The following is a 19,984-nucleotide window of genomic DNA, read 5'->3' on the forward strand; positions in this document are numbered from 1 at the left end:
TGATGACAAATGGCACCTTTCAGGCTTAAAAATTAAGGCAATAATAACCTTACATTTAAAGAGGAGAGCAAACATGAATACACCAGCATTTTTTGATAATTTAAAACGTTACTTTGTGGCTTTGGTATTTTTGACCGCGATAAACTTAATTACATCGCCAAATAATTTATGGGTAGTATGGCCTGCGTTGGGTATGGGGATTGCGCTGCTTAAAGATTTGTTAGATTTAACCAGTTCAAAAAGGTGTGGGTAATGAATGTTAAGCCAAGTAATAATTTACTTGGCTTAAGCTTCTTAATTTTAGTGTTTAAGTATTAGCGGTTTATGAGGCGCTCTCAAGTGTCGCGTTAAGTGAAATTTCTGTATTAAGCAGCTTTGAAATAGGGCAGCCTTCCTTAGTTTGCTCACACAATGCCTGAAATTGCTCGTTAGCAATATCTTTAATACGTGCGTTTACCTCAAGAGCGATATGAGTCACAGCAAAGCCATCATCTACTTCATCCAGGCTTACTGTTGCTTTGGTATCAATTTTATCGGCTGTAAAACCAGCGTCACCTAATGAAAGCGACAGCGCCATGCTAAAACAGGCACTGTGCGCCGCACCTACTAACTCCTCAGGGTTTGACCCTGGCTGATCTTCAAAGCGGGTATTAAAGCCATACGGTTGTTTATTAAGTGCGCCACTTTGCGTAGAAATACTGCCTTTGCCTGTTTTAATATCACCAGACCACGTTGAGTTTGCCGTTTTTTTAATCGTCATCGTCTTCTCCTTGCTTTGCGTGTAAGCTTTTCAGGCTCATTAAGCGTTATTTACATAAAACACTTAAAATAAAGCGCTAAAAGCCGAGTTACGCTAAACACTGCAATATAAACGCCAGTTAGAACTTATTGGCTTTTTGGAGCTGAGACTTGTTTTACTCAAAATAGGGAGTTAGGGCACACGCGTTGATGTCTATAGGGTTAAAGTCGAGCAAACCTTTATGGTTTAATTTTTATTTCGCTTGCAGCGCTCTGAGCAGTAAATAACGTTATCCCAATCGCGTTGCCATTTTTTACGCCATACAAATGGCTTATTACAAACAGGGCATATTTTTTGTGGCAGATGTAACTTTTTATGCGCCATGTTGAGCACTCTTTGCTTTTTGTTTTACTGTGCGAGTAAGCCCTACGTGTCTTTTTAATATATTAGGAATAGCACGCTTAACGTCTGCTCGCTCGCGGTATTGCCATAAGCGTTCGCGAGCTTGCTTTGAAGCATCGCTTAAATTGAGCATGGGTTCTGGATAATCTTCTCCTAATTTGAAGTCGTTAAATAATGCTTCCATTGGTGTTTGTTGCCAAGGCTCGTGTAAATATTCTATTGGCAATTTTTCAAGTTCGGGGCACCATTTTTTTATAAAGACGCCGGTTGGGTCTTGATCTTCAGACTGCTTAATCGGGTTGTAATGTCTAATGGTATTAATACCCGTTACCGACGCCTGCATTTGTATTTGCGGGTAGTGAATACCAGGTTCAAAATCTAAAAAGTAATTTGCCAGTGGCAAACTTGCCTGCTGCCAACTTATATTTAAATGATGTGTTACAAAGCTTACTAACATAGCGCGCATTCTAAAATTAACATAACCCGTTGCTTTTAAGCAGCGCATACAGGCATCAATAATAGGAATACCCGTTTGGCCTTGTGCCCAGCGCTCAATATCGCTTTTTACATTAGCGTCATCTCTGTAGGGAAACTCATGGTAGCCTGGGTTTAATGCGCTAAACTCCATAGTGCATTCACTTTCAAATTTTTGCATAAAGTGGCAATGCCAATGCAATCGCGATACAAAAGCAGCAAGGGGGCGCTTCCAGCCTTTTTTATCAGGGTGTTTTGAATGGTATTCATCAATAGCCATTTGGTACACCTGTTTAAGGCTAATATTTCCCCACGCCAAATAAGGTGAAAGCCTAGAGCAATGAGTACGGCTTAAACTTGGGCTAGATATTCCTTTTTGATACCCCTTACCGCGCTCTGCAAAAAAACTGTGTAATACACTATGGGCGTGTAATGAGCCGCCTACTTGAAAGTTGTCATCGCTTTGCGTGTAGCTGTTGGGCAATTTGGGTGTTTGGTAGTTATTAAGTGTAATGGTTTTTATGTTTTTCCAATTAGGAATAGCGACAGGGGCCTGCATTGTTTGTTGCCAGCGTTCGTTCCAATTACTTCGATTTTTTTTGCCACGAATAACAGCACCCGTTTGTGATTCTTGCCAGTGTACCTGTTGCTCCTTACACCACGCAGCAACGGCTTTATCTCGCTCAAAGGTATTATTTAAGCCAATTTCTTGATGGCTGTATAAGTTTATTATTTGATACGTTCGATTAAGCGCATTTAAAAGAGTAAGCATGTCTTGGCTAAAAATATAAAGCGTTGCGTTAAAGCGCTTTAGTTGGCTGTTTATTTGTGTGATTGATTGATAAACAAAGCGCCAATGCCGCTCGTTATAATGCGCATCCTCAAGCATAAGCGGCTCAAAGTTATAAATAAGTAGCGTCGGTATATCGCTATTAAAGGCATGTTTTAGTGGAAGGTGATCTGATAAGCGTAAATCGCGTTTAAACCACACTATGTTTATTTTTTCAGGCATGTATTTGCTTATAACTTTAAATAATAAAATTAACTCATTACTAATTTAGGTTTGCTAGGTTTCTAACTCATGCTGTGGTTAAATCAGCTTAAGCTTTAGTATTAATAATTAAACCAGCAAAAGTTTGTAAGTACTTATACGCAAGATATTAAAATTACGATTTAGCTTTAAATATTAAAAAGGAAAAATATGTTTTTAGATTTAACTAAAAATAAAGATTTGAATGTTTACTCTTACCTAGTGGGGGGGATTAGTCCACGTCCTATTGCATGGGTAAGTACATTAAATGAAGATGGAGTGGCAAACGTGGCGCCATATTCTTTTTTTACTGTAGCGAGCTGTAACCCGCCAGTACTGAGTGTTACGCAGGTAAATCCTCGAGATAAAGCAATTAAAGATACTTTAGCGAATGTATTAGCTACTAAAGAGTGTGTAGTTAATATTGTAAGCCATGCTCAGGTTGAAAAAATGAATCAAAGCTGCGCAAACTACGCCAGTGATGTGAGTGAATTTGATGCGGCTAATATTACTAAGGTAGCGAGTGAAATGGTTGCCGTCCCAGGTGTTGCCGATTCAAAAGTACGCTACGAATGTAAACTTAGAGAAGTGATTACATTTTCAAGCGAACCCGGTGGCGGGCAAATGATACTGTTAGATATTGTTGGTATTTGCGTTGAAGATGAAACATTGGTTGATGGCTATATAGATCCTACTAATTTAGATTCAGTAGGTCGTATGGGCGGAGATTATTACGCAACCACAAGAGATAAATTTGTTCTTAAACGTCCATCATAATATGGGCGTTTAATATTTTATAATTTGTGCACATTGTTTGCACTTTTACTTGTTAAGTTTATTTATTAAACGTAAATGTAAAAGGTTCAAATAGTGAAAGCGCTTTATAAGAAAAACACCTCAAACATCACAAAATTATTTGGCTTAAGTGCACTGTGTATTGCATTAACAGCATGTAATAGCGAATCAACAAATACAACCACAGACAGCGATACTGTTAGTAACAGTGTACCAAGCGTAGATGCGGGTATTGATCAAACAGTTTACGCAGGCGATACCGTTTATTTAAATGCAAGCGTTGAAGACGATGACGACGTATCTGTAACTTGGTCGCAAACATCAGGTACCACTGTTACGCTTACATCAAGTACAACATTAACGAGCGAATTTACAGCGCCAGAAGTACTAACTGACGAGTCGTTAGTGTTTGAATTAAGCGCTGACGATAGCGTAAACAGCGCTGTGATTGACACTGTTACAATTAACGTTGTTGCATCCTCTGTAGCTTTATCAAATACAGATGTAAAGCTTGCAAGTTGGATAATTAACAACGATACAACGTCTACTTACATACAAAATAATGGTGCTGTGGTTGAAGATGTGCAGTCGGCCGAACTTGTTACTATTACACAAGAAAGCACAGATGTTGAATACATGTACGTGCAAACAACTGATATTCCAAAGTACGATATTACCCTCACACAAGAACAGGTTGATGCATTAAACAATCGCCCGCGCGCAACAAGCGACTTTTATAATGGGGTTACCTCAGCTGTTGCTGGACAAACTGTTTTATTCGGTGAAGACATCGGTTATATAAGTAGCACTCAAAACTGTAATGATACAGGTGGCGCAGGTTACTGGCCGCCAGGTCCGAGCTGCCCTACAGAGCAAAGTGTAGAGGCCTATTTCCCGGTTACCCCTACTGATTTGTCAGGCACCGACACATGTGAAACAGGCTTAGGCACAGTTGGCTTAATGGTAAATGGTACCAGTATATTTAACTGGGGCGATGGTATGAGTTATGGTGATAATGTGTGGTATACGCTGGCTCCAATTGCAGAGCAATACGATGTAGATATATGTGGTGGGCATGCCGCAAATGGTGAATACCATCATCATTTTTACACAAGTTGCTTGGCTGGTTTATTAGAAGATGATGGCGATGCACATTCTCCTATTTATGGTTTTGCTGCTGATGGCTATCCTCTTTATGGCCCTTACGAAAGTGATGGGCAACTTGCTGTGAGTGGCTGGGAAATACGTGACTATGGCGCTGCAACAAGCGAAGGAGGCTGTGGTAGTGAAGGTGAACGTAGCTGTATATTAGTTGACCAGTACGACATTAGCCAAGGCACTCAAGTAAGTGAAGCAGGCCCTGGTATAGGTGAAGAAGTAACGACACTTTCAGGGAACACTCTTAATGCTGATGATGGTTACTATTTTGAGGATTATTACTATGCACAAAAAACAGTAACAGGTGCTCAATTAGATGAGCATAACGGCCACGATACTAACGATGGTAAGGGTTATCACTACCATATAACACTCACGCTAGACAGCGATGGTAAATTACAGCCTGCTTTCCCTTATCAAATAGGGCCGCGTTTTAAGGGGCAATTAGCAGATAATTCAATTGGTCGCTGTGATACTGGCGAAACGATGGGGCCGCCGCCAGGCGTTTAAGGAGTCGATATGCCTTATGTTCAATACGCATTGATCCTTATTTCTACTATGCTATTTAGCGTTAAGCTTTATGCGCAGCAGGAAATGATGGATCATAGTCATATGCCTATAGCTGTGCCAAATAATGCTCTTATACCGGCGCTGAGCCTTACGTTATTAAAAGATAGTATGTCGGGTTATAACTTAGTATTAAACACGCAGCGTTATGATTTATCTGTTCCGCCAGCTGATACAATGAGTATGCAACAAATGATGAGCGCAACTACAAACCCAAGTAGTGGTTTTTTACAAGGGCATGCCCATCTGTATATCAATGGCGTTAAAATACAGCGAGTATACGGACATGCATTGCATTTACCTGCTAACTTATTTAAAAGTGGCATAAATACAGTATCTGTTACTTTGAATAATCATGGTCATATGTACTGGACCGCTAAAGGCAAAAAAATAGTTGCTACGTTGTATGTTAACGATCAAACCAAAGACTTTATAACATACCGATTTGAAAGCTTTCCCAGCAAGGTTGAAAACACGCATTAATGAAAATCCATAATAAACTTTTTTTAATATTATTTAGCTTTACTTTTAGCATTATTGCGGGGTTAGTTGTACTTATTCAGTACAGTATCGGCCAAGGTGTTATTGATTTTGTTAATGCAAAAGAACTAAAGGCACTAGAGCCACTTGCGGCGCAATTAGCAAAACAATATGAACGTAATGCTTCATGGAAAAAAATAATAGGAGACGATCAACGCTTCTTAAGACTGGTTGAGTCTCAACTCCAATCAAGCCAGTTTTTACCCAGTTTACCAGACATGCCTGCTAGGCAGTCTAACAGGGGAGAGCGAAGGCCTAGACCATCTCAGCATATGGGGCAAAGAGATCATCGCCCACCACCAGAGTATGCAGCGCATTACGTATTACTTGATAAGAATAAGCAGCGTATCTTTGGTAAGCTTTTTGACGACTTAAGATATATAAATACACCTGTTGTTTTAAATGGCGAAACAATCGCCTATTTAGGTGTATCAAAAAGAAAAAGCTTAGCGGATGGCTATGAACTCGATTTTTTAAAGCAGCAAACTAATTACCTGTGGCTTATAGCACTTACTGCTGGGCTACTTACTTTATTGTTGTCTTTTTTATTATCGAGGCATTTAGTTGGCCCAGTAAAGCAGATTGCTAATGGCATGCACAAGCTTACTAAGGGGCAATACAGTACGAAGCTTTCGCTTGAGCGAAAAGACGAATTAGGCCAGCTTAGTGAAGACTTTAATACGCTTGCCTTTACGCTTGCCAAAGACGAGCAAGTACGTAAACGTTGGCTTGCTAATATTTCTCACGAACTTAGAACGCCAATGAGTATTTTACTTGGTGAGCTTGAAGCTATGTTACTTGGAATACGCGAACCAAATAATAAAAATATAAGTTCTGCGAACGACGAGGCGCTGCATTTAAAACGCTTAATTGACGATTTACATATGTTAAATAGTGCTGAGTTAGGTGGTATGCACTACACCAAACAACCAACTGATATTGGTTTATTATTAAATTCTATTGAGCAAAAATACCAAGTACTATTTGAGCAACATAAAATAAATTTTTATTTATTAAATAGCTCCAAGCATGCCATTGTTGAAGCAGATAAAACACGTATATTACAGTTGCTTGATAATATTTTAATGAATGCAGTGCACTACGCACAGTGCTCAACTATCTCCTTAACTGCTCGTAATATGGAGATTAAAAACAAGCTTTATTTAGAAATGACGATAGAAGACAATGGCGTAGGGGTTGATAAAACGCACTTATCGCACTTATTTGAGTACTTATACCGCGTTGACAGCGCTCGAAATCGACAAGAAGGTGGCTCTGGTTTGGGCTTATCAATTTGCCAGCATATTGTTAAAGGCCATCAGGGTGAAATAGCGGCTGAAAAAGCAAGTTTAGGTGGTTTAGCGATTATTATTCGCCTGCCTTTAGTAAAGGTTTAGAGGACAGTATGGAAGATCAAATACTTATTGTTGAAGATGAAATAAAGTTAGCACACTTAATGAGCGACTTTTTAACAAGTCATCATTACGCAACACACATCATTAATCACGGTAATGAGGTGCTACCTTGGCTTGAGCACAACCGACCAAGCTTAATATTACTCGATATAATGTTACCTGGGCAAAGTGGTATTGAGCTGTGTAAAGCGATAAGAAAGTTCTCTAATGTGCCTATTATTATGGTATCGGCAAAAGTAGAGGAAATAGATCGTCTACTCGGCCTAGAATTAGGAGCCGATGACTATATATGCAAACCGTTTAGCTATGCTGAGCTGGTGGCGCGTGTAAAAGCTATTTTAAGGCGCTTAACAAGCATTACAGATATTAGCTCATCAACAATGAAGCTAGATGAAAGTACTTACAGTGTTCAATACAAAGCAACCAGTATAGAGCTTACAAATTTTGAGTTTCAGTTATTTAAACCTTTATTTAATAACCCAAATCGTATTTTTTCGCGTGATAGCTTAATGGATACTATGTATGCAGACCAACGTATTGTGAGTCATCGAACTATAGACAGCCACATTAAAAAGTTACGCAAAAAGCTTGATGAAGTAACCCAAACCGACAGTGTGATTCAGTCGGTTTATGGGGTGGGGTATCGCTTTGTACATCCTCAATAGGTAAGTATTGGGTGTTTTTATTCTTCGTCAGCGTTTTTAATGCGCTCTAAACGGTCGAACTCTTCATATTCGGCCGCTTGAATTTCATCAAGAATAGCATCTACGTCAGCAGCTTCGGTGCTGTCTTCAAATTCACCACTTAAGGTTGTATTTGGCGTTAGGCTTGCTTCTTCAAATAAAGCCCACATTTCTTTAGCGTATTGCGTTTTTAATAAACTCGGCGCAAATTCACCGTAGTAACGGCGCATATTGTTTACATCGCGAGTAAACATAGCTTGAGCACTGTTATTAGCTGCAGCGTTGACGGCTTGAGGTAGGTCAATTATTACTGGTCCATTAGTATCTACAAGCACGTTAAACTCAGATAAGTCACCATGAATAATACCCGTGCAGAGCATAAGTTTGATGTAATGAATCATCATTTTATATTGCTCTATAGCTTGCTCTTGGGTAAGCGTTACATGACCTAATTGCGGAGCTACATCACCATCTTCATCACACACAAGCTCCATTAACAGTACGCCATCAATACAATAATAAGTGTCGGGAACTCTTACGCCAGCTCGTGATAAACGTGAAAGGGCGTCTACCTCAGCATTTTGCCAAATCTCTTCTTCTAATTGACGGCCATAGCTTGAACGTTTACCCATTGCACGAGCTTTCCGTCCGCCTCTTACTTTGCGGCCTTCTTGATATTGGGCTGCTTTTTTAAAGCTACGCTTAACAGCATCTTTGTAAACTTTAGCGCAGCGAATTTCACCACTACTACGTACTACAAATACATCGGCTTCTTTACCACTCATTAAGCGGCTGATCACTTCGTCGATTAAACCATCATCAACAAGAGGTTGTAGGCGTTTAGGTATTTTCACAGTTGTACTACTAGAAAAATTGGAAGGTTAAACATGTAATTTAAAGAGTCCTTAAATATTTGTAATGTGTATTAACAGTATACGCTAGCTGTTTTTATACTGTGCACAATAACCGAAATTATGACTAAGGTAAAAATAACATGATAAAAACCGAGTTTATTTTCACTTCCTTATTGTTTGCACATTGTTTGCTATTTTCAAGCGTAATATATAAATACACCCTAATTAATATTTTACGCAAGGTTACCACTATGAAGAATTTTTCAATCTTTGCAGCTGTTACATTATTATCAGTGGCTTTTTCTGCCAATGTGGCCGCTAGAGGCGGTGATAACCCACCACCTAAACCTGACTTTTCAAGTATAGATACAGATGGCGATGGTGTTATAAGCCTTGCTGAATTTAGTGAAAGCGCGCCACCACAAGGTGATGCGCAAACTATTTTCGATGAAATAGACGCTGATGGAAATGGCGAAATTAGCGAACAAGAATTAAGTGAACATAAGCCACCACGTCGTAGTCGTTAAAGGAGATTTAAGATGATCAACAGTATTGGTAGTTCATCGAGTTTTATGACTCAACAAAGTAGCCAAGTGAGTGCTTTAACCACTAAACAAACTGACTTTGTAAAAGAAACACTTGCTGAGTTTGATCCAGAAAACTTAAGTGCAGAAGATGCGCAAAGTATTCAAGCTGCATTTGAAGAGCAAGGTATTTCGCCTACAAAAGAGCTTGCCGATTTAATGAGTGAGCTTGAATTTGATGCTAAAAGCATTGGTGATGCAGGACGACCTGAAGGGCAACGCCCGCCGCCACCGCCACAAAACTCATTAGAGTCTGTTGATACTGACGAAGTAGTAAGTTACTTAGATGAGTTACTTACTGAATATTCAAGCCAGCTATCTGATGAAGATAAAGAGTCTATCTTGTCTTCAGTACAAGAAAAATTTGGTTTAAGTGAAGGCGATTCATTGCTGAATGTAACTGCTTAGGTGTTATAACTTGAGGTAAAGCTGACTGTTTATCCTTAGGTCTTAAGTCCAAAGCTCGGTTAATGTGTTTAACATTGCCGAGCTTTTTTTGTTGGCTTTTTAAAATGTTTAATTTAATTGTGTTTTGATTTTGCTGGTGCCATCTTTTTCTGTAAATTTAAATACAAAATCTTTTTTACCATCTTGGTTTATATCAACCAGCAAAATATCTTTATTATTTTTGGGAAGTGTTAATTTTAGTTTTTTACGTTTTTTATTAAGTAAAGAGCCTTGTTCTCCATAATAAATATGCAGTGTTTTTTTACTGTACTTGTACACAGCGTCTATTTGGCTATCGCCGTTTATATCTCCTAAATAGAGCGCTGGTGATGACTCACCTCCATTCATACCTACTTCCATTTCTAAATCGAGCTCTATGCCTGACTTACTTGCAAATGAGCCATCACTTTGCTGTTTGTATAAATTCATCTCTACATCAACATCTGTGCTACCACCGCCCATAGCCATTGATGCAATAGTGCCTAAACCAATATCTAAATCCATTTTTTGTAAATCAATTAAGCCATCGTTATTAAAGTCTGTTTTTAGCAATAACTCGCTCGGGCCCTGTGTTTCAAATAAGTTGATAGGCGTTGCGCTAAAGCCGCCTTCATTTCCTAAATATAAAGTATGGGCTATCTTAATGTCTAGTGAGTCCATACCTTGTGTTGGTTTAAATTGCCTAGTAGTAAAATCTAAAAGTCCATCGTTGTTTACATCTAAGAGCTGCTTAATTTTTCGCGTTTCGCCGTTACTTAGTTCGCCTAGTTCAATATTAAAATTAATAGGGGTTAAGGCATCGGCATAACCTTGTGCATTCGCTAACAATACATTAGCACCAAAGTCGCTGGCAAAAACTAAGTCGCTTACACCGTCTTTATTAAAATCAATAATAACGGGTTGGTTGTTTATATTAACCTCAAGAGTGAGCCCTTTTTCTGAAAATCGTCCATTATACTCAGCTGCTTGTTCAAATCTATTTGGCTTGAATGCTCCCTCATTATTTTGAATATACAAGGTACTACTAGTTAAGTCGGGAATTAAAATATCGCTAAGGCCATCATTATTGGCATCAAAAACAAAATTTATTTTTTCAAATTTATCTACTTTCAATTGGCTAATCACTGAACTGTAATTAAATAAAAGCTCAGCTTCTCCTGCTGTACTTTTATAAACACCGCTCTCAGTTAACACTAGCGCCTGTTTATCTGTTGTATTTGCAATAGTGGCTACATCAAAACCAAAAGCATTTTTAGGTAAAGTTAGCTCATGACTTTTTGAGGTTAGTAAATTAATTACCTCTAGTTGCTTTGACTCTTTGTTATAAGCGAATAGAGTGGGGGAATCGGTAGTGATCAATTCATCTGTTGTTTTTATTACCATTGTTTGTGCAAAAACGCTTGCTGGTGTAAGTAAAATGGCGAGTGAGTAACAAAGAGGCTTTAGCATGTTAAATCCTTTTACAAAAATTAGTACCACTACAAATAAGTTAAACTGTAATGATTAAGATGCAATTAGACTACGCTATAAAAGGTTTCCTCAGTGTAAGTAATTGTAATAATTTGTTTAATGAAATGTGTTTATAAGTAAGGGTTTGAGGCAGGATCTTAAAAAACTAGCTACAGAGTTTATTTTGCTCATTTAAATATGAGTTTACAAATGCTTGCTCCATAGGCTTTGAAAAGTAGTAACCTTGTAAGTGAGATACGCCAATATCCGTAAGCGTATTGGATTGCTCTATTGTTTCTACGCCTTCTGCAACCACCATAAAATCGAGCGAAGAGGCCATCTGAACTATCGCATGAATAATGCTCAAACCACGTTTATCCATATTCTGAATAAAGCTTCTATCTATTTTTACTATATCTACACCTATATCTAACATGCTAGAAAGCGATGAATACCCAGTGCCAAAATCATCAATTGAGATACAAAAACCTTGCTTTTGTAGTGCTTTTACAGCGGTTAAAAACGTGAGTTTGTCTTCTGCAAATACAGATTCAGTAATTTCAATATGTAAATTTTTAGGCTCTACGTCATAAATGTTTACTATATTAACAACTTTAGTCACAAATTCAGGGTCTTGGAGTTGAATGACTGATACATTGACACTCACTGCAATGTGAGGTTCTAAGTGGTTAAACTTTTGAGCCTGCACACATGCTTGCTGTATTACCCAAAGCCCTAGTTCGGTAATTAAACCGTATTGTTCCGCAATTGCTATAAACTCGTCGGGAAAAATATTTTCTCCATCAAGTTGCCAGCGTAATAGCGACTCAAATGACGTAACTTTATTTGTTCTACTATCAACAATGGGTTGGAAAACGAGCCTTAAACTATTTTCTTTTATTGCACTCGCTAATCGGTAACTTAATAGGTTTTCTCGTTCTTGTTTGAGTTTAAGGGAGTCGTTATATATATTGACGCTACCTTTTGCTATGCGTTTTTGATGGTACATAGAAATATCAGCAGAACGAATTAAAGTATTGAGGCTATCGCCATGTTCAGGGTACATAGCTATACCAATTGTTGCAGATACCCACTTTTGGTATTTGTATTTTTCATGTTCGGCACCAATGCTTTGAAGTACATTATTAGCAAATTCGACTAACTGTGGTGTATCTTGGTATTGAGTCAAAATTAAAAATTCATCTCCACCCCATCTGCATTTGTAGAGTTGCTGATCGCATACGTTACTAATTCTACGAGCGACTTCTTTTAAAACTTTATCACCTACTTTATGTCCTAAAGTATCATTTATTTGCTTAAACCCGTCTAAGTCTACAAATAATAAAGCAAATGGCTCGTCTGGGTTTTCGCATAAGCGCTTATTTGCATTTTTTAAAAATGCGGTTCTGTTTAAAAGATTTGTAAGTGGATCTGTGTTTGATAAACGATAGATTTCCTCTGTTCTTCGCTCTACTTTATCCTCCATTTCATCGAGTAATTCTCTATTTTGATTTTTTAACTTTATTGCGCTTTGTGTAAATGTGGCGGACTTATAAGATGAAGCTATCATGATAGCGGTAAAGGTTAATCCCAAAATACCTAAAACATAATTATAGTTATCATCAGACAGCGTTAGTAAAAAAGAGTAGGGCGCTAATAAAATAAAGCTATAAAGCACGGCTGTAATTCTACTTCCAGATAACAAGTTGGCAGAGCCGCCAGCAAAAGCAGATAAAATAGCAATGGTAGTTGTTATTTCTATGGTGGATGAGCTGCTATGAAACCAAAGTGCGTAACCGCACCATGAAGTAGAAGTTAAAATACATCCAATTGAAAAACGCTTTAGGTAGTTATTTGCATAAAATAATGGGTTGCTTTTTTTATCCTTTAAGAACCAAATGACATCTATAGCGCGTGCGGCTAATATGGAAATCATAATAGTTAGCCACACCCCTTTTTCGTGTGATGTTTGTTGGTTGCTCAAATCAAACGCAAATACCAGTATAAAGCTTACAACAGTGGAAATAGCAATGCCTGAAATAGCATTAGAGTACAAAATTTTAACTGCTTCTCTACGTTCTTCACTATTTAAATTTCTATATGGCACTAAGTAAAACCTTATGCAAAAGCTACGTTTATTAATATTGTAGCTTTGAAGAAAATACACCTTATTTTAGTGATAAAAATGTATTAAACACTTTTATTCGCAAGGTGCTAATTATTGGTATAAAAATAAATATAGTTTATGAGCTTAAAAGAAAAAAGTGTCGTTAATAAAAAAGGCCCATAATAATTACTATGGGCCTTTAAAAAATTGACTATACGATTTAGTTTTTAAAAGTCGCTATCGTTATGGCGCTCTGCCATTTGTTCTTCTTCAGGCCCCCAAACACGGTTTACACGGCGTCCGCGCTTAACAGCAGGACGCTGCGATACTTGCTTAGCCCAGCGCATAACGTGCGTATACGAAGCTACATCTAAAAATTCGGCTGCATCGTAAAGATCCCCTAGTACTAGTGAGCCATACCATGGCCAAATTGCAATATCGGCAATTGAGTACTCATCGCCTGCCATGTATTCGTTTTCGCTTAAATGGCGGTTTAGTACATCAAGTTGGCGTTTAACTTCCATAGTAAAACGGTCTATAGGGTATTGTATTTTATTCGGAGCATAACTATAAAAGTGGCCAAATCCGCCACCTAAATAGGGGGCAGATCCCATTTGCCAAAATAGCCAGTTACGACACTGCGTTTTAGCTTGTAAATCTTTTGGAATAAGTACATCAAATTTTTCAGCTAGGTATTGAAGTATTGAACCTGATTCAAAAATACGGGTAGGGGGCGTTGTTGAATGATCCATTAATGCTGGAATTTTTGAATTAGGGTTAATATCAACGAAGTCAGAACCAAACTGATCGCCTTCACTAATATCAATTAAATATGCATCGTAATCAGCATCGGTGCAGCCAAGCTGTAAAAGCTCTTCAAACATGATTGTTGCTTTTTGACCATTGGGTGTTGCTAATGAGTAAAGCTGAAATGCATGCTCACCAATTGGTAGGCTTTTGTCGTGAGTAGCACCTGCAATAGGACGATTTATATTGGCAAATTTACCACCACTTTCACTTTCCCACGTCCAGACTTTTGCCGGTGTGTATCCGTTATCATTGCTCATATAAACCTCAATTGTTGAAAAATATTGACTGATAAATAATAAGTAAGGGCTAAAAGGATAATTAAAAGACCTTACCTGCCTTTTAAGCGATCTGATTTTGCTAACTTATAACCTAAAAAGAACCCGCTTAATGCACCAAATAAGTGGCTTTCAAACGAGACATGAAAGCGCTGTGGTAATACGCCCCAAATAAATCCGCTGTAGAGCACAGCAACTGCTATTGCAATTATAATAGATTTGAATGAGCGCCTAACTACGCCGTAGCAAAGTATAAAGCCCCATAAACCATATATAACGCCGCTTAAACCAACATGAAAGCTACTACGGCCAAAAGCCCAAACTAAAAGGCCACCAACTAGTGCGGTAAATATAAACACGTTGTAAAAGCGTTTTACGCTGTATTGGCAAATTAGCAAACTTAATACAATAAAGGGGATCATGTTACTTGCAAAGTGCCACCAACTGCCGTGTAAAAACGGGGCGCATAAAATACCAATTAAGCCTTTAACGCTACGGGGATAGATACCTAAACCATTTAATGTAATACCCGGTAAACTATTAATTACCTGTAATATTAAGCAAATAAATACAATACTGAATATTGCAAAGCGTGTACTACTAATAAGTGAATACGATGAAGGCTTAGCGGCCATTTAAACGTCCTAGTGGAATTATTTTGTACCAGTATAGGAGTTAGGTTTAGCTATTAAAAGCGATTTAATGCCAGTGCTATAAAAGTATAAGAGCGGTACTGATTACCGCTCTTTAAAGTTTAATTAACTAAGTTTAGCTAATAATTTTTTAGCGGCTTGTTCAGAGCTTGCTGGATTTTGACCTGTGATCACTAAGCCATCTTCAAGCGCTAATACACCCCAGTCGTCAGTTTTTTGATAATCGCCACCTTTTTTGATTAGCTCGTCTTCCACTAAAAATGGCACGATATCGGTAAGCTGCACTGCGGCTTCTTCTGAATTAGTAAAGCCTGTTACTTTTTTACCTGCAACTAAGGCATTGCCGTCTGCATCTTTAACATTTAAAAAAGCTGCACTAGCGTGACACACCGCTGCCACTGGTTTTTGTGATTTTACAAAGTCTTCGATAAGAGAAATTGAATCTGTGTTATCTACTAAATCCCAAAGCGGGCCATGGCCGCCTGGGTAAAATACCGCGTCAAAGTCGCTCGCATTTACTTCACTTAGCACTTTAGTATTTGCCATTAGAGTTTGTGCCGCGCTGTCTGCATCGTAGCGCTTAGTTGCATCTGTTTCAAAATCAGCAAGTGTGCTTGTAGGGTCAATAGGTGGCTGACCGCCCGCAGGTGAAGCAAGTGTTACGTCTGCGCCTGCATCTACAAATGCGTAGTAAGGGGCTGCAAATTCTTCTACCCAAAAACCTGTTTTTTCACCGGTGTTACCAAGCTCCGAATGTGACGTAAGTACCATAAGTATTTTTTTAGCCATGACAATATTCCTTCGATTATTGAGTAAATTAATTAGGTTTGGTTTTCACCAAAGCGTTGTAAATACTATATGCACTTAAAAGACTTTAAACAACGATGATAAATTCAACTTTATTGGTTTAATAATTGATACAATAATGACATTGAATAGGCAAAAGCAGGATTTTGTTATGAAAGTGTCGTTTGAGCAACTTAAAAGTATGGTGGTGTTTGCACAAATAGTAGAGCAGGGTAGCTTAACAGCCGCAGCTAAACAGTTAGGCTTAACACGTGCTGTGGCAAGTTATCATTTAAAAAAACTCGAAACACAGTTAGAAGTAACATTGCTTAACCGCTCAACCCGCACAATGGCGCTAACCGAAGCCGGCATCGCTTATTACGAGCGCTGTAGAGTGATCACAGAGCAAGCCAATGCGGCTAATCAGCAAATAGAAAATATTAAAAGTGAACCGCAGGGCTTATTAAAAATTAGCTGCCCGGTTAATGTTGGTATGCAATTAATAGTGCCCGCGATTAATACGTTTAAACGCCAATACCCTAAAATTGACATAGACTTACAGCTAAGCGATGACGTGGTCGATATTATTAAAAATGGCTTTGATTTTGCCATACGTGGTGTTGCGTTAAGTGACTCTAACTTACAAGCGACTAAATTAACCACAATGAGCACTTGCATATGTGGCTCCCCAGATTATTTTGAATATTTTGGTAAGCCTAATACCCCACAGGCGTTAGCTGCTCATAAATGGGTGGTTTATCAATTGGGCAGTAAAACATTAACCCTTCAAAAAGAGGGCAAAAAACACGAGATTACAATGCAAGGCGGCTTAAGCACTAACAATGCGGCGGCTCGTACTGCATTTGTAGAGGCAGGGCACGGGCTTGGCCGTATTCCGCTTTATGACGCGGGGCCTAAAGTACAAGCTGGGCTGCTAGAAATAATACTTGATGACTATAAAAGTAAAGATATAGAGCTTTATGGTGTGTTTCCGCCAGGGGCAGCAGGCTCTAAAAAACTTAGGCTGTTTATTGATTACTTAAAAGCGTATTTTGTAAAACAGCACACCGCGTTGGGCATGCTGAAAAACGTTTAAAAAGCTTTGTGTTAAAGCGTGCGGCTAAATAACGCAACAGCTTGCTGATACATAGTGATTGCAAGTGCGGCATCGTAGCGCTCGCCCTCATCACGCATAAACGCATGCTGCGCGTTTACTTCTTGCCATTGGTAGTTAATATCCGTAGCTACACATTGTTGATAAATTTTGCTACGGCCTTCCTTGGGTACATGTGGGTCTTGTTTACCCCAAATAAAGTGTATTTCGCCTTGAATATCGGCCATGCGTTCAAATGAGTTATTTCCCGCTTGAGCAGGCAAGGTATCACTATGAATATCGGTTGCGTATAAGCAAAATGCGGCTTTTATGTGTGGGTTTAACGCGGCTCTGTAAGCTAAATGTCCACCAATACATACACCCATAGCCCCTAGCGTACCTGTACAGTAATCTTGCTGTTTTACAAAGTCGATAAGCGCTTGTGTGTCGCTATCGTGGTGTTCAAGTGGCTTTTCCCACTTATCGGCATTGCCTTTATCTTTACCTGCATCGTCGTACGCAAGTACAGTACCGATAGGGTTTAGCTCATGAAATACCTCAGGTACTAACACCACAAAACCATGGCTTGCTAAAATAGCGGCGCTGCGAGCAATTGGTGCTGTTTGCTGAAAAATTTCTGAGTAAAAAATAATAGCGGGGTAATGGCCCTGTGCTTGTGGGCGGTATACGGTGGTTCGCATTAAACCAGTGGGTGTGTTTAGGTCGGTATTATGGTGTTGGACTATCATAAAGCGCTCAGTTAAATAATTAATAAGGTTATGGTAACTGAGCGCAAAAAAATAAACGACTACTGATACTGGTTTTTTAAATGCTTGCTGGCATTTTATTACAACTAGCGTAATAACTTACCGTTGCTGGCCAATCAGAAAATATAGCCATAACGCCGACATCTTGTGCCAGTACATCAACAACTGTCATCATATCGCCATCGTTATCTATTACATCCGCTATTGATTGATAGTAATAACCACCGCCTTCGTTAAGTGGTCCTGAGCGCTCAAGGCTCCATGCTATAAGTTCAAGGCCTGCGGCTTTTGCATTAATAGCATATTGAGAAGGCACAATATCATTATTGTTATTGATACTTAACATCATCCAAATAGGGGGCGCTAAAATTTTAACGCCATCGGTAACCAGTTCTTCCATACTTGGCTGCCACGTATCTGGGTTACTTGGATCAAATCCCGCTTCGCTGTCGCGCCCATCTAAATAAACACTTTGATTAGCAAAGTCGGGGTTGTTATTTATCCAGTATTTAACATCATCAAGATTAAATGATTGCGGATAAACACGATTACTCGGTACATCTAATTGGGTGTATTCATCAAGCATTTTTTGAGCATATTGCTGCTGCGTCATGCCATCAAAAGGCATACTTACTTGCGGCGATTTAAGCTCCGGGGTCATTTTTACATCAAGCGCTTTAAACAATTCAATACTTTGCTTATGAGTCATTAAAGTACCGCTTGTGGCGTATAAATCTGTGCGCCAGCTGGGCGTGCCTTGCATGTATTCATCGACAGTAGTGGCTTGTGGATTAGCCCCATCCATTTTGCCTTCAAGCGTTAAAAACTCCGCTAAACTTATATCACTGGTACAACATTTAGCTGAAGCGGCAATACCACTTGCTGAGTCTGCGGGTGTAAAAGGGACGCTACATTTAGCAGCAAGCTCAGGAATGGCTAAAATATTAGTAGTGGTGTGTAAATCACATTGTGAATGGCGACACACTAGCTCTTTGTCGCTTGTAAATGTAACATCGCACTCAATAACACCCGCGCCCATTCGCGCGGCAGCAGTATAAGACTCTTTAGTGTGCTCTGGGTATTGCATAGGGGCGCCGCGATGCCCAATAGAAAAGTCGGTTTTATAAAAGGGGCCGTCTTTACACGATTCTAATTTAGTTTTTAAATCGCTCTGTGCCATATCATTAATAAGGTAATCGGCGCGAGTCCCTAATTGAATGTCTGGCGTATCGCCTTTTGCCACTTCAACAATAACAGGGGTAGGCACTTCGACAACTTCGACGATGGTGTTGGTAACAACAACGTCTTTTTCGACTACTTTTACATCGTCGTCGCAACCGCTTAGAAGCGTAAGTGCTAAAGAGCTCATTATTAGGGTGAGATGTTTCATGTTTGTTCCTTAACGTTATTTTCCTCAACCCTAACCAGATTTAATGACAAATTAGCTACATTGATGTGACGTTCTGTTTATTTGTACCTATTTGATTAATTATTAGTGCTGCCAACATAATAGCCCCACCAATAGATAACCTTATAATGTCGGCATCTTTATTCCAAATGAGTACGTTAACTATAATTCCGGCTGGGATCAGCAAGTTATTCATTACCGCTAATGCACCAACGTTTACTTTGGTTGCCCCTTTATTCCATAAAAAGTAACCAAGGCCCGATGCAATAACGCCTAAGTAAATAAGTATGCCCCATTGAGTAGAAGTGCTTGGTAATTTGTTGGAATTACCAAATAACGCATAACATATTGTAGCCACAATAAGTGCGCCTATAAAAAACCAGCCAAACACGGTTTTATCATCAAGTTTATTATTTGCCATTAAACGCTTGTAAGTAACTTGCCCGGTCGCAAAGCTAAGGTTAGCGCCTTGAACGAGTAACAACCCCATAATGAAGTTACTATTTAGGTTTTCCCAGCGAATAGCCACAGCACCTAGCACGGCTATTAAGGCGACTATAAAAAAGCGGGGGTTAAAGTGTTTGTTTAAGCCATCGTTTAAAAGTGTAATGTAAAGAGGCGTCATTACTGTAAATAGCAGTACTTCTGGCACGGTTAAATATAAAAACGAATGGTAGTAAAAGCTGTACATTACGCCTAGCTGCACCGCGCCTATTAGCATAAGTTTAAGTGCAACGGGTTTTGGGGTATTTTTGAGTTTTAAAAAAGGTAAAAAAATAAGTGTTGCCAACGCTATACGTATTAAAACGCTAAACCATGCGTCAACTTGGCCTGCTAAATACACACCAATTAAACTAAACGAAAACGCCCAAAGCAAAGTGACTGCAAATAAGTACTGCATAACCATCATCTTTTAAAAAATATTGAGTTAAGTTTATCTGTTATAGG

20 protein-coding genes and 1 pseudogene are annotated in these 19,984 nt (G+C 38.9%); 9 read left to right on the plus strand and 12 right to left on the minus strand.

Annotated features, from left to right (window positions below; all coding sequences use genetic code 11):
- The first annotated feature begins 73 nt into the window (after window positions 1–73).
- Window positions 74–253: a 2TM domain-containing protein gene (locus tag ATS74_RS02285; RefSeq protein WP_058547313.1), complete on the plus strand. Its 180-nt coding sequence runs from the start codon at window positions 74–76 to the stop codon at window positions 251–253.
- 69 nt (window positions 254–322) lie between these two features.
- Here ATS74_RS02285 and ATS74_RS02290 read toward each other — a convergent pair whose 3' ends face one another.
- From ATS74_RS02290 to ATS74_RS02295, 3 genes are all read right to left on the minus strand, one after another.
- Window positions 323–760 carry an OsmC family protein gene (locus ATS74_RS02290; RefSeq protein WP_058547314.1) on the minus strand — a complete coding sequence of 146 codons (438 nt, stop codon included), beginning with the start codon at window positions 758–760 and terminating at the stop codon, window positions 323–325.
- A 225-nt stretch (window positions 761–985) separates the two neighbouring features.
- The gene (locus ATS74_RS19615; protein WP_082660547.1) at window positions 986–1,123 is read right to left on the minus strand and encodes a DUF2256 domain-containing protein; all 138 of its coding nucleotides are present in this window, start codon (window positions 1,121–1,123) and stop codon (window positions 986–988) included.
- Window positions 1,113–2,627 (minus strand): cryptochrome/deoxyribodipyrimidine photo-lyase family protein, encoded by a 1,515-nt coding sequence (locus tag ATS74_RS02295; RefSeq protein WP_058547315.1) that lies wholly within the window; start codon window positions 2,625–2,627, stop codon window positions 1,113–1,115. The genes ATS74_RS19615 and ATS74_RS02295 overlap by 11 nt, the downstream gene beginning before the upstream one ends.
- 189 nt (window positions 2,628–2,816) lie before the next feature.
- On the opposite strand from ATS74_RS02295, the gene ATS74_RS02300 reads away from it, so the two are divergent.
- The 5 genes and pseudogenes from ATS74_RS02300 (at window position 2,817) to ATS74_RS02320 (ending at window position 7,785) form a co-directional block, all read left to right on the plus strand.
- Window positions 2,817–3,422 carry a flavin reductase family protein gene (locus ATS74_RS02300; RefSeq protein ID WP_058547316.1) on the plus strand — a complete coding sequence of 202 codons (606 nt, stop codon included), beginning with the start codon at window positions 2,817–2,819 and terminating at the stop codon, window positions 3,420–3,422.
- A 33-nt stretch (window positions 3,423–3,455) separates the two neighbouring features.
- Window positions 3,456–5,108: pseudogene (locus tag ATS74_RS02305) on the plus strand (YHYH protein).
- A gap of 9 nt (window positions 5,109–5,117) precedes the next feature.
- Window positions 5,118–5,648, plus strand: coding sequence for a hypothetical protein (locus tag ATS74_RS02310; protein ID WP_058547318.1), 531 nt, complete (start codon window positions 5,118–5,120; stop codon window positions 5,646–5,648).
- The gene (locus ATS74_RS02315) at window positions 5,648–7,102 is read left to right on the plus strand and encodes an ATP-binding protein (protein ID WP_058547319.1); all 1,455 of its coding nucleotides are present in this window, start codon (window positions 5,648–5,650) and stop codon (window positions 7,100–7,102) included. Before ATS74_RS02310 ends, ATS74_RS02315 begins: the two co-directional genes overlap by 1 nt.
- 8 nt (window positions 7,103–7,110) lie before the next feature.
- A complete protein-coding gene (locus ATS74_RS02320) occupies window positions 7,111–7,785 on the plus strand; it encodes a response regulator (RefSeq protein ID WP_058547320.1) in 675 nt (224 codons plus the stop codon).
- A 17-nt stretch (window positions 7,786–7,802) separates the two neighbouring features.
- Here ATS74_RS02320 and ATS74_RS02325 read toward each other — a convergent pair whose 3' ends face one another.
- Window positions 7,803–8,657, minus strand: coding sequence for a PA4780 family RIO1-like protein kinase (locus tag ATS74_RS02325; protein WP_058547321.1), 855 nt, complete (start codon window positions 8,655–8,657; stop codon window positions 7,803–7,805).
- A gap of 251 nt (window positions 8,658–8,908) precedes the next feature.
- Here ATS74_RS02325 and ATS74_RS02330 point away from each other — a divergent pair, with 251 nt between their 5' ends.
- Together ATS74_RS02330 and ATS74_RS02335 are read left to right on the plus strand one after the other, a co-directional pair.
- Entirely contained in the window at window positions 8,909–9,184 is a 276-nt protein-coding gene (locus ATS74_RS02330) for an EF-hand domain-containing protein (protein WP_058547322.1), read from the plus strand.
- Window positions 9,185–9,196: 12 nt separating this feature from the next.
- Window positions 9,197–9,649 carry a hypothetical protein gene (locus ATS74_RS02335; RefSeq protein WP_058547323.1) on the plus strand — a complete coding sequence of 151 codons (453 nt, stop codon included), beginning with the start codon at window positions 9,197–9,199 and terminating at the stop codon, window positions 9,647–9,649.
- 108 nt (window positions 9,650–9,757) lie between these two features.
- On the opposite strand, the gene ATS74_RS02340 is transcribed toward ATS74_RS02335, so the two are convergent.
- The 5 genes from ATS74_RS02340 to ATS74_RS02360 form a co-directional block, all read right to left on the minus strand.
- Complete coding sequence (locus ATS74_RS02340; RefSeq protein ID WP_058547324.1) at window positions 9,758–11,137, minus strand: FG-GAP repeat domain-containing protein; 1,380 nt, start codon at window positions 11,135–11,137, stop codon at window positions 9,758–9,760.
- Window positions 11,138–11,303: 166 nt separating this feature from the next.
- Entirely contained in the window at window positions 11,304–13,244 is a 1,941-nt protein-coding gene (locus ATS74_RS02345) for a putative bifunctional diguanylate cyclase/phosphodiesterase (protein ID WP_058547325.1), read from the minus strand.
- Between the two features lie 227 nt (window positions 13,245–13,471).
- Window positions 13,472–14,311 (minus strand): glutathione-dependent disulfide-bond oxidoreductase, encoded by an 840-nt coding sequence (gene yghU / locus ATS74_RS02350; protein WP_058547326.1) that lies wholly within the window; start codon window positions 14,309–14,311, stop codon window positions 13,472–13,474.
- Between the two features lie 71 nt (window positions 14,312–14,382).
- Window positions 14,383–14,964: a rhomboid family intramembrane serine protease gene (locus ATS74_RS02355; RefSeq protein ID WP_058547327.1), complete on the minus strand. Its 582-nt coding sequence runs from the start codon at window positions 14,962–14,964 to the stop codon at window positions 14,383–14,385.
- 123 nt (window positions 14,965–15,087) lie between these two features.
- Complete coding sequence (locus ATS74_RS02360; protein ID WP_058547328.1) at window positions 15,088–15,771, minus strand: type 1 glutamine amidotransferase domain-containing protein; 684 nt, start codon at window positions 15,769–15,771, stop codon at window positions 15,088–15,090.
- Window positions 15,772–15,940: 169 nt separating this feature from the next.
- Here ATS74_RS02360 and ATS74_RS02365 point away from each other — a divergent pair, with 169 nt between their 5' ends.
- The gene (locus tag ATS74_RS02365) at window positions 15,941–16,864 is read left to right on the plus strand and encodes a LysR family transcriptional regulator (RefSeq protein WP_058547329.1); all 924 of its coding nucleotides are present in this window, start codon (window positions 15,941–15,943) and stop codon (window positions 16,862–16,864) included.
- Between the two features lie 11 nt (window positions 16,865–16,875).
- Here ATS74_RS02365 and ATS74_RS02370 read toward each other — a convergent pair whose 3' ends face one another.
- The 3 genes from ATS74_RS02370 to ATS74_RS02380 form a co-directional block, all read right to left on the minus strand.
- Window positions 16,876–17,610: a dienelactone hydrolase family protein gene (locus tag ATS74_RS02370; protein ID WP_058547330.1), complete on the minus strand. Its 735-nt coding sequence runs from the start codon at window positions 17,608–17,610 to the stop codon at window positions 16,876–16,878.
- 76 nt (window positions 17,611–17,686) lie between these two features.
- The gene (locus ATS74_RS02375) at window positions 17,687–19,018 is read right to left on the minus strand and encodes a glycerophosphodiester phosphodiesterase family protein (protein ID WP_058547331.1); all 1,332 of its coding nucleotides are present in this window, start codon (window positions 19,016–19,018) and stop codon (window positions 17,687–17,689) included.
- A gap of 55 nt (window positions 19,019–19,073) precedes the next feature.
- On the minus strand, window positions 19,074–19,937 hold the full coding sequence (locus ATS74_RS02380; RefSeq protein ID WP_173827041.1) for a carboxylate/amino acid/amine transporter: 864 nt from the start codon (window positions 19,935–19,937) through the stop codon (window positions 19,074–19,076).
- Between the last annotated feature and the right edge of the window lie 47 nt (window positions 19,938–19,984).

This window comes from Pseudoalteromonas sp. H103 (assembly GCF_001469205.1).
Classification (GTDB): domain Bacteria; phylum Pseudomonadota; class Gammaproteobacteria; order Enterobacterales; family Alteromonadaceae; genus Pseudoalteromonas; species Pseudoalteromonas carrageenovora.